Source organism: Streptomyces prunicolor (assembly GCF_045162825.1).
In the GTDB taxonomy this organism is placed as follows: Bacteria; Actinomycetota; Actinomycetes; order Streptomycetales; family Streptomycetaceae; genus Streptomyces; species Streptomyces prunicolor.
The window spans coordinates 7,100,169-7,114,448 of record NZ_CP108676.1 but is presented as its reverse complement, the minus strand read 5'-3'; the positions used below and the strand labels follow the sequence as shown (position 1 = coordinate 7,114,448).

Annotated in this window: 14 protein-coding genes; 7 read left to right on the top strand and 7 right to left on the bottom strand. The window is 69.8% G+C overall.

The window, feature by feature from the left end; translation table 11 throughout:
- The first annotated feature begins 79 nt into the window (after positions 1-79).
- Positions 80-1,318 carry an MFS transporter gene (locus tag OG588_RS32880; RefSeq protein WP_405950423.1) on the top strand — a complete coding sequence of 413 codons (1,239 nt, stop codon included), beginning with the start codon at positions 80-82 and terminating at the stop codon, positions 1,316-1,318.
- Positions 1,319-1,373: 55 nt separating this feature from the next.
- Here the strand turns inward: OG588_RS32880 and OG588_RS32875 are convergent, their stop codons facing one another.
- Positions 1,374-1,970 (bottom strand): suppressor of fused domain protein, encoded by a 597-nt coding sequence (locus OG588_RS32875; protein WP_266861877.1) that lies wholly within the window; start codon positions 1,968-1,970, stop codon positions 1,374-1,376.
- Between the two features lie 544 nt (positions 1,971-2,514).
- Between OG588_RS32875 and OG588_RS32870 the strand changes: the two genes are divergently transcribed.
- Together OG588_RS32870 and OG588_RS32865 are read left to right on the top strand one after the other, a co-directional pair.
- The gene (locus OG588_RS32870) at positions 2,515-3,633 is read left to right on the top strand and encodes a magnesium and cobalt transport protein CorA (RefSeq protein ID WP_019058379.1); all 1,119 of its coding nucleotides are present in this window, start codon (positions 2,515-2,517) and stop codon (positions 3,631-3,633) included.
- 23 nt (positions 3,634-3,656) lie between these two features.
- On the top strand, positions 3,657-4,172 hold the full coding sequence (locus OG588_RS32865) for a hypothetical protein (protein ID WP_366095752.1): 516 nt from the start codon (positions 3,657-3,659) through the stop codon (positions 4,170-4,172).
- Between the two features lie 6 nt (positions 4,173-4,178).
- Here OG588_RS32865 and OG588_RS32860 read toward each other — a convergent pair whose 3' ends face one another.
- The gene (locus OG588_RS32860) at positions 4,179-4,898 is read right to left on the bottom strand and encodes a hypothetical protein (protein ID WP_405950422.1); all 720 of its coding nucleotides are present in this window, start codon (positions 4,896-4,898) and stop codon (positions 4,179-4,181) included.
- Positions 4,899-5,143: 245 nt separating this feature from the next.
- Between OG588_RS32860 and OG588_RS32855 the strand changes: the two genes are divergently transcribed.
- The 3 genes from OG588_RS32855 to OG588_RS32845 are packed head-to-tail and all read left to right on the top strand — an operon-like array spanning position 5,144 to position 8,322.
- Positions 5,144-6,550 carry a magnesium transporter MgtE N-terminal domain-containing protein gene (locus OG588_RS32855; RefSeq protein WP_405950421.1) on the top strand — a complete coding sequence of 469 codons (1,407 nt, stop codon included), beginning with the start codon at positions 5,144-5,146 and terminating at the stop codon, positions 6,548-6,550.
- On the top strand, positions 6,540-7,145 hold the full coding sequence (locus tag OG588_RS32850; protein WP_405950420.1) for a DUF1003 domain-containing protein: 606 nt from the start codon (positions 6,540-6,542) through the stop codon (positions 7,143-7,145). Before OG588_RS32855 ends, OG588_RS32850 begins: the two co-directional genes overlap by 11 nt.
- A gap of 43 nt (positions 7,146-7,188) precedes the next feature.
- On the top strand, positions 7,189-8,322 hold the full coding sequence (locus tag OG588_RS32845; RefSeq protein ID WP_405950419.1) for an Mrp/NBP35 family ATP-binding protein: 1,134 nt from the start codon (positions 7,189-7,191) through the stop codon (positions 8,320-8,322).
- Between the two features lie 85 nt (positions 8,323-8,407).
- Here OG588_RS32845 and OG588_RS32840 read toward each other — a convergent pair whose 3' ends face one another.
- The 3 genes from OG588_RS32840 to OG588_RS32830 form a co-directional block, all read right to left on the bottom strand.
- Positions 8,408-9,070, bottom strand: a complete 663-nt coding sequence (locus tag OG588_RS32840) for a hypothetical protein (protein WP_405950418.1) — start codon at positions 9,068-9,070, stop codon at positions 8,408-8,410.
- Positions 9,071-9,305: 235 nt separating this feature from the next.
- Positions 9,306-9,746, bottom strand: a complete 441-nt coding sequence (locus tag OG588_RS32835; RefSeq protein ID WP_405950417.1) for a sec-independent translocase — start codon at positions 9,744-9,746, stop codon at positions 9,306-9,308.
- A 212-nt stretch (positions 9,747-9,958) separates the two neighbouring features.
- A complete protein-coding gene (locus OG588_RS32830; protein WP_405950416.1) occupies positions 9,959-11,464 on the bottom strand; it encodes a trypsin-like peptidase domain-containing protein in 1,506 nt (501 codons plus the stop codon).
- A gap of 393 nt (positions 11,465-11,857) precedes the next feature.
- Between OG588_RS32830 and OG588_RS32825 the strand changes: the two genes are divergently transcribed.
- Positions 11,858-11,989 carry a hypothetical protein gene (locus tag OG588_RS32825; protein WP_405950415.1) on the top strand — a complete coding sequence of 44 codons (132 nt, stop codon included), beginning with the start codon at positions 11,858-11,860 and terminating at the stop codon, positions 11,987-11,989.
- Between the two features lie 521 nt (positions 11,990-12,510).
- On the opposite strand, the gene OG588_RS32820 is transcribed toward OG588_RS32825, so the two are convergent.
- Complete coding sequence (locus OG588_RS32820; RefSeq protein ID WP_405950414.1) at positions 12,511-13,509, bottom strand: anti-sigma factor family protein; 999 nt, start codon at positions 13,507-13,509, stop codon at positions 12,511-12,513.
- Positions 13,506-14,207, bottom strand: coding sequence for an RNA polymerase sigma factor SigE (gene sigE, locus OG588_RS32815; protein WP_019072074.1), 702 nt, complete (start codon positions 14,205-14,207; stop codon positions 13,506-13,508). The genes OG588_RS32820 and sigE overlap by 4 nt, the downstream gene beginning before the upstream one ends.
- Positions 14,208-14,280 lie beyond the last annotated feature (73 nt).

Here is a 14,280-nt window from a genome sequence, read left to right as displayed (position 1 = left end):
CGAGCGAAACTAGATGTAACTTGCATTCATTACCTTGCCTAACTTACTATGTGCATATACCAACCACTTGGGAGGAAGCATGGACGACCCCTTCGACAAGGGAGCCGACACCGGCACGGGCAGCATCCTGCGGCAGCCCAAGGCGGTCTGGGCCACCGCCGGCGCCTCGGTCGTCGCCTTCATGGGCATCGGACTCGTCGACCCGATCCTGCCGTCGATCGCCAAGGGCCTCGACGCCACGGCGAGCCAGGTCTCCCTGCTCTTCACCTCGTACTTCCTGATCACCGCCATCGCGATGCTGGTGACCGGCTTCGTCTCCAGCCGCATCGGCGGCAAGAAGACCCTGCTGCTCGGCCTCGCCCTCGTCGTGGTCTTCGCGGGTCTCGCCGGCACCTCGGGCTCGGTCGGCGAACTCGTCGGCTTCCGGGCGGGCTGGGGTCTCGGCAACGCGCTCTTCGTCTCGACCGCCCTCGCCGTCATCGTCGGCGCGGCGGCCGGCGGCAGCGCCGCGGCGATCCTGCTCTACGAGTCCGCCCTGGGCCTGGGCATGGCCTGCGGCCCGCTGCTCGGCGCCCTGCTGGGCAACCAGAGCTGGCGCTACCCGTTCTTCGGCACCGCGTTCCTGATGGCGATCGGCTTCCTGTGCATCACGGTGTTCCTGAAGGAACAGCCGAAACCCGCCCAGAAGACCTCACTGCTCGACCCGCTGAAGGCCCTCGGCCACAGCGGTCTGGCCTCCGCAGCCGTCTCCTCCTTCTTCTACAACTACACGTTCTTCACCGTGCTGGCCTTCACCCCGTTCGTGCTGAACATGACCCCGTACAAGTCCGGTGCCGTGTTCTTCGCCTGGGGCGTCCTGCTCGCCGTCTTCTCGGTCTTCGTCGCCCCGCGCCTCCAGGCCCGGTTCGGCTCCCTGAAGGTGCTCGGCGGTTCACTGGTGCTGCTCGCCGTCGATGTCCTGGTCCTCGGCTACGGCAGCCACACCACCGCCGTCGTCTGCACGATCCTGTCCGGCGCCTTCATCGGCGTGAACAACACCGTCTACACCGAGCTGGCCCTGGGTGTGTCGGACGCGCCGCGCCCGGTGGCGAGCGCGGGCTACAACTTCGTCCGCTGGTTCGCCGCCGCTGCCGCGCCGTTCTTCGCGCCGAAGATCGAGGGGTGGAGCAACATCCACATCCCGTTCGTTGTCGCGGCGATCACCGCGGCGCTGGGCGCGCTGGTGGTCCTCGTACGACGGAACGCGCTCACGCACGAGGCCGAGGAGCTGGAGCCGAAGCACGCGGTGGAGGACAGTGTCGCGGTGTTCGCCAACTAGCCGATCACCGGCCGACGTTGGTGAGCTCGTGGGTGAGCTTGCTCACTCCGGCTGGTCAGTCGAGCGGGACGGATTTACGGGACGGATCCCGTAGGTCCGTCCCGTTCGTCAGCCAGCGCTCCTGGAGGGCCTGGGCTCCGTGGACGCGTTTCCAGGCGGCCTCGTTCGGGGTCATGGGGAGCAGCGGCAGGAAGCGCACCGGGTCGAGGGGCTCGTCCAGGTCCAGGTCCTCGATCAGGCCGCCCGGCTCGGCGACCAGTACCGAGGTGAACGGGGCGCCGGGCCACAGCGGTTCGCCCACGTCGAGGGAGGCGCCGGGGGCCACGACCACGCCCTCGACCTGCGGGGACGCGGCGAGCACGGCGAGGGGCCGTAGCACCTTGTCGGTGTCGGCGAGGCCGCCGCGGACGGAGAGGACCAGCTCGGCGCGCGGGCCCGCGACCGGGTCGGCGAGCATCGCGGTGGGGTCGCTCATGGGCTGCGCGGACATGCCGAGGGTGGCGTAGCGGACGACGGTCCCGTCCTGGTTGTCGCCCGGGAAACGCAGGACCTCGACGCGGTCCGTGCCGAGGAAGGTGACCGCGGCGCGGGCGTCCGGATCGCCCAGCGCGGTACGCAACCGTGCCTCGACCAGAGCAAGAACATCAACCATGCGGCGAGCATAGAACTCGTCAGTACCGGGCAAAGCAGCGCCTTGACAGTTCAGTCGGCTGATAGTCTTGGCCGGTCGTTCGGGCAGCACGCAGAAGCGTCGCGATCACGTCCCGACGCCGTCGACACTCCCCCACGGGGGACCGGCCGGAGGAGGTGGGGCTGCAATGGACCGAAGTCGGCCTGGCAGTACCACCCGCTCTTCCGGCCGCTGATGTCGTCGCTCTGGCTCTGCTTCTAGCCTCCAGCCGGCTGTCGCCGCCTCTCGCACTTCTTCACTGTCGCGGAAGAGCACTTCGTTTCTTTTTCCTGATCTGCCTGATCTGCCTGATCCGTCCGGTGTGTTCGATCGGACCGATCTGTCTGTCTGTTCCGAAGTCAGTGCTTGTATCAAGTGCCTGTATCAGTAGCGAAGTTCGCCACCGCGACGGTGCGGTGCTCCCCGCTTTGTGGACGTGCCAAACATCCGCACTCAGGACGTCCCCATTCCGGGCAGTTCCAACCGTCGTTGGCGCCTTTCGTTGCTCGTCGCGAAGGAGCCCGCCATGTCGATGATCCGCGACCTGCGTGCCGTGGTCCGCCCGTCCCGTCCCTCCCTGCGCAAGGACGGCGGCGCGTACGACACGACCCGCGACCCCGGCACCCCCTCGGCCGTCGTCGACTGCGCCGTGTACCGCGACGGTGCCCGCGTCGACATCGGCAAGCCGCTCACCCCGCACGAGGCGATGCGTCTGGTGCGCCGTGACGGCGGCTTCGTGTGGATCGGCCTGCACGAGCCGACCGAGGCCGAATTCGCCGTCATCGCCCGGGAGTTCGGACTCCACCCGCTCGCCGTCGAGGACGCCGTACAGGCCCACCAGCGACCCAAGCTGGAGCGCTACGACGACTCCCTCTTCACCGTCTTCAAGACCATCCACTACGTCGAGCACGACCAACTCACCGCCAACAGCGAGGTGGTCGAGACCGGCGAGGTCATGTGCTTCACCGGACGGGACTTCTTCATCACCGTCCGGCACGGCGGCCAGGGTTCCCTGCGGGCGCTGCGGCACCGGCTTCAGGACGACCCCGAGCTGCTCGCGCGCGGTCCCTCGGCGGTGCTGCACTCGATCGCCGACCACGTCGTCGACGGCTATGTCGCGGTCGCGGACGCGGTGCAGGACGACATCGACGAGGTCGAGACCGAGGTGTTCACCCCGGGCCGCAAGGGCGGGGTCTCCCGCGGTGTCGACTCGGCGCGGATCTACCAACTCAAGCGCGAGGTACTGGAGTTCAAGCGCGCGGTGTCGCCGCTGCTGCGTCCCATGCAGCTGCTGAGCGAGCGGCCGATGCGGCTGATCGACCCGGACATCCAGAAGTACTTCCGCGATGTCGCCGACCACCTCGCCCGGGTCCACGAGCAGGTCATCGGCTTCGACGAGCTGCTGAACTCGATCCTCCAGGCCAACCTCGCGCAGGCGTCCGTCGCCCAGAACGAGGACATGCGGAAGATCACCGCGTGGGCCGCGATCATCGCCGTACCGACGATGGTGACGGGCGTCTACGGCATGAACTTCGAGCACATGCCCGAACTGCACGCGAAGTACGGGTATCCGGCGGTGCTCGCCTTCACCGTGACGGTCTGTCTGGCGATCCACCGCACGCTGAAGCGCAACGGCTGGCTGTGAGCGGCCTGGATAGGCTGAGCGCCATGACTAGCAGCGAGCTGCTCGACCAGGCCCTCGTCGAGGAGGCCACGAAGAAGTCCGGCCTCGTCTGGGTGGGCGGTCCCGGCGTCCCGGCACGTGCCCTGTGGCACGTCTGGCACGAGGGCGCGGCCTGCCTCATCGGCGACGGACCGGGCGAGCAGCCGTTGCCGGGGCTGGTCGACGGCGGCCCCGCCGAGGTCACGGTCCGCAGCAAGGACAAGGGCGGCCGGCTGGTCACCTGGACCGCGAAGGTCGTCGAACTGGCCCCGGACTCCGAGGCCTGGACGGCGACCGTCGCCGAGCTGAAGGGCAAGCGCCTCAACGCCCCCGACGGCGAGGCGATGACGGCCCGCTGGGCCCGCGAGTGCCGGGTGCTGCGCCTGGAACCGACGGGAGCGACGGCCGACCTGCCGGCGGGTTCGCTGGCGGAGCCTCCGCTGCCGACCCCGGCGACGACCCGTCAGCCGATCCCGGCGAGCCTGCCGCGCCTACTCCTGAAGAAACGCAAACGCCGGTAAGTACCTTCAGGAAGACGGCAGTTGCTTCCCGTAGTCGACAGTGTCGTCGTCCGCCGGCTCCTTCACCGTGAAGCTCTTGCCCCAGTCCGAGAAGGTCAGCGTGCCCGCGCCGCCCGCGCGGACCAGCCGGAGCGGATACGGCTTGCCCTCCAGGGACACGTCGAGGGTGCCGCCGGAGCCCTTGTCGCCGGTGATGCGGATCGTCCGGACGCCGTTCTGGTCGTGGTGTCCGTCCGTCGCGAGTGAGCCGTGCAGGGTCAGCAGACTGGAGAGGAGGACGTCCTTGTCCGTGAAACCACTGAACTTCTTGTACGAGGGGTCGCCCTGCGGCACCTTCACGTACTTGCCGTGGAGCTTGTCGCCGGTGCCCGAGTCCCCGTTGTCGTTCCAGAAGTCCGCGTCTGCCTTCAGGTACAGCTGCTCACCGATCCGCAGCAGCCCGAAGGTCGACCCCTTCGAGGTGACCGACCCGCTGCCGCCGTCGGACTTCAACCGCATGTCGAGCGTGTACGCCTTCCCGCTGGTGAGAACGGTCCCCGACAGCCGTACCGCGTCGGCGGCCCCGGCGGCCGTCACCGACGTCGACTGGATCTTGTCGGCGGCGAGCTTGCCGACCCCGTTGGTCCCCGCGTCCGGGTCCCCGCCGCCGCACCCCGTGAGGGTCAGGACACAGACCGCGCCGAGCAGCGCCGCACGACGGTTTCGGACCTGGGGGAGCGGAGTCACAGGTGGGTTGCCTTCCGTGCGGGGGGCGATGGCGTACGGCAGCGTACCGGGGCCGCGAGGCGTCGGCGGAGCCAGTCCGTCCGGACCGCCCACCAGCGCGGATCACATAGGGACGGGCTAGCCTGAAGCCCGTCCGAGCAGGCATTTCGGAACATCCGGAAACCCATCCGGAGACCCGTCCGGGAACCAATCCGGAAGCCGGAGAATCCATCAGCGGATCAGCAAAGAAAGAAGGAGGTGCGGCCATGGCAGCGGGCGCTCCCCGGGTCTTCGTCTCGCACCTCTCCGGTGTCGCCGTCTTCGACCCGAACGGCGATCAGGTGGGCCGCGTGCGCGACCTCGTCGCCATGCTGCGCGTCGGCCAGCGGCCCCCCAGGCTGCTCGGCCTGGTCGTCGAACTCTCCACCCGGCGCCGCATCTTCCTCCCGATGACCCGGGTCACCGGCATCGAGTCCGGCCAGGTCATCACCACCGGCGTGCTGAACGTCCGCCGCTTCGAGCAACGGCCCACCGAGCGGCTGGTGTTCGGCGAACTCCTGGACCGGCGTGTGACCCTCACGGAGACCGGCGAGGAGGTCAGCGTCCTCGACCTGTCGGTGCAGCATCTGCCGGCCCGCCGGGACTGGGAGATCGACCGGGTCTTCGTACGGAAGGGCCGGACCGGCAGCGCCTTCAGGAGGGCCAAGGGCGAGACCCTGACCGTGGAGTGGTCCGCCGTCACCGGTTTCTCCCTGGAGGAGCAGGGACAGGGCGCGGAGAGCCTCCTGGCCACCTTCGAGCAACTGCGCCCCGCCGACCTCGCCAACGTCCTGCACCACCTCTCCCCCAAGCGCCGGGCCGAGGTCGCCGCCGCCCTCGACGACGACCGCCTCGCCGATGTCCTCGAAGAGCTCCCGGAGGACGACCAGATCGAGATCCTCGGCAAGCTGAAGGAGGAGCGCGCGGCGGACGTCCTGGAGGCGATGGACCCGGACGACGCCGCCGACCTGCTCGGCGAGCTGCCGGAGGAGGACCAGGAGCGGCTGCTGAACCTGATGGAGCCCTCCGAAGCGGCCGACGTCCGCCGCCTGATGTCGTACGAGGAGCACACGGCGGGCGGCCTGATGACGACCGAGCCGATCATCCTGCGGCCCGACGCGACCGTCGCCGACGCGCTCGCCCGGGTCCGCAGCGCCGACCTCTCCCCCGCGCTCGCCGCCCAGGTCTACGTCTGCCGCCCGCCCGACGACACCCCGACCGGCAAGTACCTCGGCACGGTCCACTTCCAACGGCTGCTGCGCGACCCGCCGTACACCCTGGTCAGCGCGATCATCGACGACGACCTCCAGCCGCTCGACCCGAACGCGACGTTGCAGCTCATCGCCGGGTTCTTCGCGACGTACGACATGGTCGCGGCGCCCGTGGTCGACGAGACCGGGTCGCTGCTGGGCGCGGTGACGGTGGACGACGTGCTGGACCACATGCTGCCGGAGGACTGGCGGGAGACCGAGTTCCACCTCGACGAGGGCGAAGGCGAGAACGCGGGCGAGGGCGACCGCGAGAACGAGGCCGAGGCCGAGGCCGAGGTAGAAGCATCGGACGAGACAGCAGCGGCAGATACATCAGCAGACGCTTCGGCAGAGGCGGAGGAGGTGGCGGCTCATGACTCCTGAGCGCGAGTCCACGCGCGAGCGGACCCCGGCGGGCGCGACCGCCACCACCCGGACCCGGGCCCGGCTCGACCAGCCGCGCCCACCCCGGCGCCGGTTCCTGCCCGAGTACGACCCGGAGGCCTTCGGGCGGCTGTCGGAGCGGATCGCGCGGTTCCTGGGCACCGGACGGTTCATCGTCTGGATGACGGTCGTCATCATCGCGTGGGTGCTGTGGAACATCTTCGCGCCGCGCGATGTGCGGTTCGACAACTACCCGTTCATCTTCCTGACGTTGATGCTGTCGCTCCAGGCTTCCTACGCGGCCCCGCTGATCCTGCTCGCGCAGAACCGGCAGGACGACCGCGACAAGGTCAACCTCGAACAGGACCGCAAGCAGAACGAGCGGTCGATCGCCGACACCGAGTACCTCACCCGCGAGATCGCCGCCCTGCGCATCGGTCTCGGCGAGGTGGCGACCCGGGACTGGATCCGCTCCGAGCTGCAGGACCTGGTGAAAGAGATCGAGGAACGCGGCAACGGACGCGGGGACGGTCAGCACAAGCACGTCGTATTCCCGGCAGAACGGTCGCACGGACGTGACGTAGACGACCGGTGACCGACTTACCTGGGGCCCCGCGCGGCGCCGTACCATCGACCCTATGGCTACGGAAGACGCGGTGCGTGAAGCGCTGTCGACGGTGAACGACCCCGAGATCAACCGACCCATCACCGAACTGGGGATGGTCAAGTCGGTGGAGATCGGTGCGGACGGAGCGGTCGCGGTCACCGTGTACCTGACGGTCTCCGGCTGCCCGATGCGGGAGACGATCACGCAACGCGTGACCGATGCGGTCCTGGGTGTCGAGGGCGTCACCGGTGTCGACGTGACCCTGGACGTGATGAGCGACGAGCAGCGCAAGGAACTCGCGACCGCCCTGCGCGGTGGCAAGGCCGAGCGCGAGGTCCCCTTCGCCCAGCCCGGTTCCCTCACCCGCGTGTACGCGGTCGCCTCCGGCAAGGGCGGCGTCGGCAAGTCCTCGGTGACCGTGAACCTCGCGGCCGCGATGGCGGCGGACGGTCTGAAGGTCGGTGTCGTCGACGCCGACATCTACGGCCACTCCGTGCCGCGCATGCTGGGCGCCGACGGCACTCCCACCCAGGTCGAGAACATGATCATGCCGCCGTCGGCGCACGGCGTGAAGGTCATCTCCATCGGCATGTTCACGCCGGGCAACGCACCGGTGGTGTGGCGCGGCCCGATGCTGCACCGAGCGCTCCAGCAGTTCCTGGCGGACGTGTACTGGGGCGACCTGGACGTCCTCCTCCTCGACCTCCCGCCGGGCACGGGCGACATCGCGATCTCCGTCGCCCAACTCGTCCCGAACGCCGAGATCCTGGTCGTGACGACCCCTCAGCAGGCGGCGGCCGAGGTCGCCGAGCGCGCGGGCTCCATCGCCGTACAGACCCACCAGAAGATCGTCGGCGTCGTCGAGAACATGGCGGGCCTGCCGTGCCCGCACTGCGGCGAGATGGTCGACGTCTTCGGCACGGGCGGCGGCCAGTCGGTGGCGGACGGCCTGACCCGCACGACGGGAGCGTCGGTCCCCGTCCTGGGCTCCATCCCGATCGACGTCCGCCTCCGCGAGGGCGGCGACGAGGGCAAGCCGGTCGTCCTGACGGACCCGGACTCCCCGGCGGGCGCCGCGCTGCGGGCGATCGCCGGCAAGCTGGGCGGCCGACAGCGCGGCCTTTCGGGCATGTCGCTGGGGATCACCCCGAGGAACAAGTTCTAGGGATCTTCTTACGAGGTCTTACAGGGACTTCTCTACGACGATGGGGGCGCCGTCCGGTGAGACGGCGCCCCCATCGTCGTAACCGCTACTGGGCTGCGTAGGTAGCGATGTCCTTGATCATGGCGAAGCCGAGCCCATACGCGCTCATGCCCCTCCCGTACGCCCCCACGTGCACGCCCTCCTGAGTCGACCCGGCAAGCACCCAGCCGAACTCGGACTCGCGGTAGTGGAAGGGCGTGGGCACGCCGTCCACGGGGAGGGACAGGGTCGACCAGTCGTCGCCGGCGAGATCGTCGGCCAGTACCCACGCCGTCTCGGTCTGCTGCTCCAGCCAGTCGTCCCGCAGCGTGTGGTCCATCTGCCCGGGCCAGGTGAAGGACAGCAGCCCCACACCGGCGAGCCAGGCCGCTGAGGAGACCGAGGTGGCCTCCAGGAGGCCGGTACCGTCGGCGGTGCGCCGGGCGGGGTTGCCCGCGACGGTGACGACGACCGCGAACTTCTCCTTGTCCTCCGTGCCTTCGTTGCGTACGGAGGGCTCGTCGCCGTGCCCGATCGAACCGTGTTCGACGGCTCCGTCCGCCGCCATGCCCACCTGCATCAGCCAGCGCGGTCCCGTGAAGGCCTCGTCGAGGCCGTACCACGGGAAGGGCGCCAGCAGGTAGCCGTCGACCGTGCGCCGGGCGGAGGGGAGTGGTTGTCCACCCTCCGCGGCCGGCGCCTGCGCGCCTACCCGACTCGTCGTCTCCATGCTCCGGACGCCTCCTCGTTCTCGTCGGACCGGGGCGGCCCGCCCCCCTTCGGGCGACTCGCCCGGTCCGCACAACAACTCGGCAGCATAGCCACCTCGTGCGAGGCAGCCCGGAAAGCGCCCGGCGCGCGAGGCGCGAAAGGGCCGTGTTCAGGCCGTACGAGGGCGTGGCGGAGGTATGAGACGCGTCACGTGAGACGTGATTACGGAGGGGCTCGGAAGGTGCCCGGGAGGGTCAGGTGGCGTCCGCGTCGAAGGGCGGGCGCTCGTCCTTCTCCGGCTCCTCGGGCTTCTTGGTCATGTCGAGCCGGCCGCTGGACGACGAAGAGGAAGGCGAGGAGGACGAGGGGGTGTCCGCGCTCTGCACGGCCTCCGTGACCTCGGCCATCTCCTTCTTCAGGTCGAAGCCGTTGCGGATCTCCTTGAGCCCCAGTTCGTCGTTGTCCAGCTGCTTACGCAGGAACGTCTTGGGGTTGAGGTCCTCGAAGTCGAAGTCCTTGAACTCCGGACCCAGTTCCTCGCGGATGTCCGCCTTGGCGCTCTCCGAGAACTCTCGGATCTTCCGGATCGTCCGCATGACGTCCTGGATGACCTTCGGGAGCTTGTCCGGACCGAAGACGAGCACGGCGAGCACAATGATCGTCACCAGCTCGAGCGGTCCTATGTCATTGAACACCTGAAGCTCCTTGCGATGTCCTCGGTCCTCGGCCCTCGGGGTCTGTGCGGGTCTTCCGTGGTCCGGGCCGGGTCCACGGTACCCGGCGATCCCACCCGACCGGTACTGTCCCGCGGGCTACGAGTGGGTGTACGGGACCGGTTTTCCGGGTTGTTTGCCTAGTGGGACGGGTCGCGGGGCTCTCACCTGTGACGTTTCTGTCAATCACCGGCTCATCCACCGGTCGAGGACCCGAGAACGAGCGACACGGTCAGGTTTTTGCCGTCCCGGTCGAGGGTCAGCCGCAGGTGGTCGCCGGGCCGATGAGCACGGGTCCTGACGATGAGTTCGTCGCCGGAGTGGACGCGCTCGCCGTCGACCTCGGTGATGACGTCGCCCGCCTTGAGCCCGGCCTTGGCACCGGGACCGCTGGCGGTGACGGCGGGCCCGTCGTCACCGCCCTTCGTGGCGACGCGCGCACCGTCTCCCGTGTAGTCCATGTCGAGGGTGACGCCGATGACCGGATGCGTGGCCCTGCCGGTGTTGATCAGTTCCTCGGCAACACGCTTGGCCTGATTCACGGGAATGGCGAACCCGAGCCCGATGGACCCACCCTGCCCACTCTCCGTCCCGTCCCCGCCCCCGTCCCCGGCCCCGTCATCGGCGGACCGAATAGCCGAGTTGACCCCGACGAGCCGCCCGTCCGCATCGAGCAACGGCCCACCGGAGTTACCGGGATTGATGGGCGCGTCGGTCTGCAAAGCGTCGACATACGACACGTCACTCCCGTCCGAGGCCTCACCGCCGGCCGTGATCGGCCGCTCCGTGGCGCTGATGATCCCGGAGGTCACGGTGTTGTCGAGATCGAACGGCGCGCCGATCGCGACGACAGGGTCCCCCACCCGCACGTTGTCTGAATTCCCGAGCGGCATCGGCGTCAGCCCCCGCACCCCGCTCACCTGCACGACGGCAAGGTCGTACCCGGTGTCCCGCCCGACGACTTTGCCCTTGGCGGTCTGTCCCCCACTGAAGCTGACGGATATCGCCCCGCCACTACCGGCGAGCTCCACGACATGGTTGTTGGTGAGGATGTGCCCCCGGGTGTCCAACACGATCCCGGTACCGGTCCCCGACTCCGCATCCCCGCTCACATGCAAGGTCACCACACTGGGCAACGCCCGAGCGGCAATCCCGGCAACGCTGTCCGGCGCCCGCCCGGTGTCCGCCTTCCCGACCTGCGGCAACACAACGTCTCCACCGACCCCATCCCGCTCCAGATGCGCTCCTACGATGCCGCCGACCCCGCCCGAGAGAAGAGCGAGGGCGACCGCGGAGGCGACGAGGAGTTTCCGGGTGCGGGCGCGGTGCTGCTCGGGGGTGGGGGTTGAGGTGACGGCGCCGGTTTGTTGGAGGGGGGCGGAGGATGCCCAGGGGTCGTAGCGGTGCCAGGGGTTGGTGTTGGTGGTTGGGGTGGAGGCCGAGGTCGGGACGGAGGGTGCGAAGGTGCCGGGGGTCGAGGCGCCGGGGACAGGTAGTGCAGAGGTTCCGGAAGGCGGGGCGTCCGCGAGGTCCGCCGCTGGGGCGCCAGGAAGCGCGGCGTCGGCGAAAGACAGCGCGGGGGCGCCGGCAGGAGGCTCGGGACCGGTCTGCGTGGCCGGTGGGACGGGGGCATCCGGGACCGCACTGTCGGCGATGAGCGGCACGAGGCTGCCAGGAGACGCGGGAGCAGTCCGCGGCACCGGCGGAACTGAAACACCCAGGGGCGTGATGTCGGCGAACGATGGTGCAGGCGCACCAGAAGAAGCAGGAGCGGTCCACGGGACCGGTGGGACGGGAGTGCCGGGAGCTGCTGTAGCGGCCTGTGCGGCCACGCCGGGCGCAGAGGTCACCACCGGGTGCTGAACGGGCGGCGCGGGCGCCCACGGGCCAGGCTCGCCGTACGGCGGGGTGCTGTAGGGGTCGGGGTCGTGCAGAGGCTTGGGTCGATCGGCGGCCGGGAGGACCGCGCCGGGGAGTGCCGGGGGTTCGGGCACGGAGGGTTCGGGCACGGAGGGTTCGGGTTCGAAATCAGCGCGGGCGCTTACAGGCGCGGCGCCGCTCGGGGAGACCGACTCCGGGGGAGCGGACTCGGGGTGAGCAGACTCGGCGTAGGCAGACTCGGAAACGCGATCGGCGTCCACGGCCGCACTGCGGACCGGGGGTCCTGGCGCGGGGTGATCCAACTCGAAGTCACCACCAGCGTCTACGAGCACACCGCCGGGTGAAGACGCAGACGCAGGATGGTCCAACCCGAAGTCGCCCTCGCCGGAACCCACTTCGCCGCTCAGCCCCTCAACAGGCGCCCGCAACTCGAAGTCCCCGTCCCCGGCTCCCCGCAACACACCCGGCGGCCGCAACGCAAAGTCCCCGTCATCAGCCTCGTCAGCCTCGGCACCCCCGGTATCCGCACCGACATCCCCGTCGACGCCAACCCCACGGAACCCGGCATCACCCACAGCCCCCGGCCCAGCACCCACCGGCTCCGCCTCAACCACACGCGGTGTCGGACTCTCCGTAGACGTAGACGTAGCCGCACCCGGTGTCGGACTCTCCGTAGCGGCAGTCATAGCCGCACCCGGTGTCGAAGGCTCCGTCTCCCCCGCCCGGCGCCGCCCCCGCCCCCACCACTTCGTCCTCGCAGGCTCCGGTTCCCGGATCCCCTCGTCCATGGTCCCCCCACAACTGGCAGCGCCACCCCGTACTCCCCGGATTCAACCAGGTTCGCGGGTCGTGGCGCAGGGGCCGGTCAGTGGAGTGGGTGGGAGGGGGGTGTGGGGGTGGGAGAGGGGGACGAGGTGGTGTCGGGGGCCGGTGCGCGCAGGCCCGGGGTCATGGCCTCGGGGGCCGTGGACCAGGACGTGAGGGCGACCGGCGCGGTCGCGTTGAGCGGGCGTATCAGGGGGGACATGACCGCCGCCCCGGCCATCACCGGCGCGGTCAGCGTGTGCAGGACCTCGTCGCCCTGGACGGCCGCGGGTGACGGCACTCCGGGGAGCAGGGGGGCGGAGACGGAGGTCGGCGGGATCGCGGTGTCGCCGAGCATCGAGCGCTGGCTGGTGCCCTGGGCGAGCAGGGGGCCTACCGCTCGGCGACGCCCCGCGTCGGTGGTCGCCGCCGCGCCCGTGCCCTGCGTACGCGCCGGTGTCACCCCCGTACCGCCCCGCGCTTCCGCCGCCGTGTCGCCGGGCGCGACCGTGGCGACCCCGCCCAGCGCGATCGCGGCCAGCGAGACCGCCCCGGCGGCGACGAACGCGAACCGCATCCCGCGCGAGGCGGAGCGGTCGGCGTCGTGCCGGCTGACGTCATGGATACGGAAGCCTTCACGGGCGGACCGGGACGAAGACGGGGAGGGAGACGAAGGAGTCAGGGCCCTGGCCACGTGCGGGCCCGCAGGGACGTAGCCGAACTCGAACGCGTCGAGCGGCCCGTCTCTTTTGACGCCGAAGACACCGATCCCGGCGGCGAAGAGTCCCCCGCCGGGCGGCTCCTCGCCGTCCATGTCGCCGCCTCCCCCGGGGAGTCCCTGGAGACGGGCCAGGAAGCTCTCGGAGGGGGGCGGTGGGGCCATTTCCGCGAACACGTTCTTCAGTCGGCGCTGCGCGTCGGCCTCGGCCTTGCACTTCGTACAGGTGGCCAGATGCGCCAGTACGCGCTCGCGCGACTCATGACCGAGCTCCCCGTCCACGAGGGCGGAAAGTCGGTCTCCCAGGTGCTGCTCCGCAGGCGTAGGACGTGATCCACTCACGCGGTCGCGCCCCCTCCCCCCAGCGCGGGCACACGCGCCACGAAGGAACGGCGCTCGGCCCGTGCTTCCGGCGAGCGGTGCGCGAGGGCCTTGCGGAGCTGGGAGCGGCCGCGGTGGATCCGGGAACGGACCGTACCGAGCTTGACGCCCAGGGTCGCGGCGATCTCCTCGTACGAGAGACCCTCGATGTCGCACAGGACGACCGCCGCCCGGAACTCCGGGGCGAGGGTGTCCAGGGCCTGCTGGACGTCCGCGTCGAAGTGCGCATCGTTGAAGACCTGCTGGGGTGACGGCTCGCGGCTGGGCAGTCGCTCGGCCGCGTCCTCCCCCAGCGCGTCGAAACGGATGCGCTGCTTGCGGCGGACCATGTCCAGGAAGAGGTTGGTGGTGATGCGGTGCAGCCAGCCCTCGAAGGTGCCGGGCGTGTACGTCGACAGGGAACGGAAGACCCGGACGAAGACCTCTTGCGTCAGGTCCTCGGCGTCGTGCTGGTTCCCCGTCAGGCGGTACGCGAGCCGGTACACACGGCCGCTGTGGGTGCTGACGATCTCCTCCCAGGTGGGCGGAGTCCACGCCTGCCCGTCCGCGTCGGTGGAGAAGGTCGCGGTCTGGGCATGGTCAGCGGCGTGGCTGTGGTCAGCAGCGGTGTCGTTCACGGATTTCGGCCTGCCCGCCGATCCGAGAAAGCGCCGAAGCACTCCTCCCCGATCCACAGGTACAGCCGCACCTCCCCTGTCGGCTCTGGTGGTGTCCAGTGGAGCCCCTACCATA

Coding starts and splice junctions, on each gene's coding strand:
- OG588_RS32840 (WP_405950418.1), bottom strand. CDS start 9,070: ATGGAGACGACGAGTCGGGTAGGCGCGCAGGCGCCGGCCGCGGAGGGT.
- OG588_RS32845 (WP_405950419.1), top strand. CDS start 7,189: ATGGCTACGGAAGACGCGGTGCGTGAAGCGCTGTCGACGGTGAACGAC.
- OG588_RS32870 (WP_019058379.1), top strand. CDS start 2,515: ATGTCGATGATCCGCGACCTGCGTGCCGTGGTCCGCCCGTCCCGTCCC.
- OG588_RS32875 (WP_266861877.1), bottom strand. CDS start 1,970: ATGGTTGATGTTCTTGCTCTGGTCGAGGCACGGTTGCGTACCGCGCTG.
- OG588_RS32855 (WP_405950421.1), top strand. CDS start 5,144: ATGGCAGCGGGCGCTCCCCGGGTCTTCGTCTCGCACCTCTCCGGTGTC.
- OG588_RS32850 (WP_405950420.1), top strand. CDS start 6,540: ATGACTCCTGAGCGCGAGTCCACGCGCGAGCGGACCCCGGCGGGCGCG.
- OG588_RS32865 (WP_366095752.1), top strand. CDS start 3,657: ATGACTAGCAGCGAGCTGCTCGACCAGGCCCTCGTCGAGGAGGCCACG.
- OG588_RS32880 (WP_405950423.1), top strand. CDS start 80: ATGGACGACCCCTTCGACAAGGGAGCCGACACCGGCACGGGCAGCATC.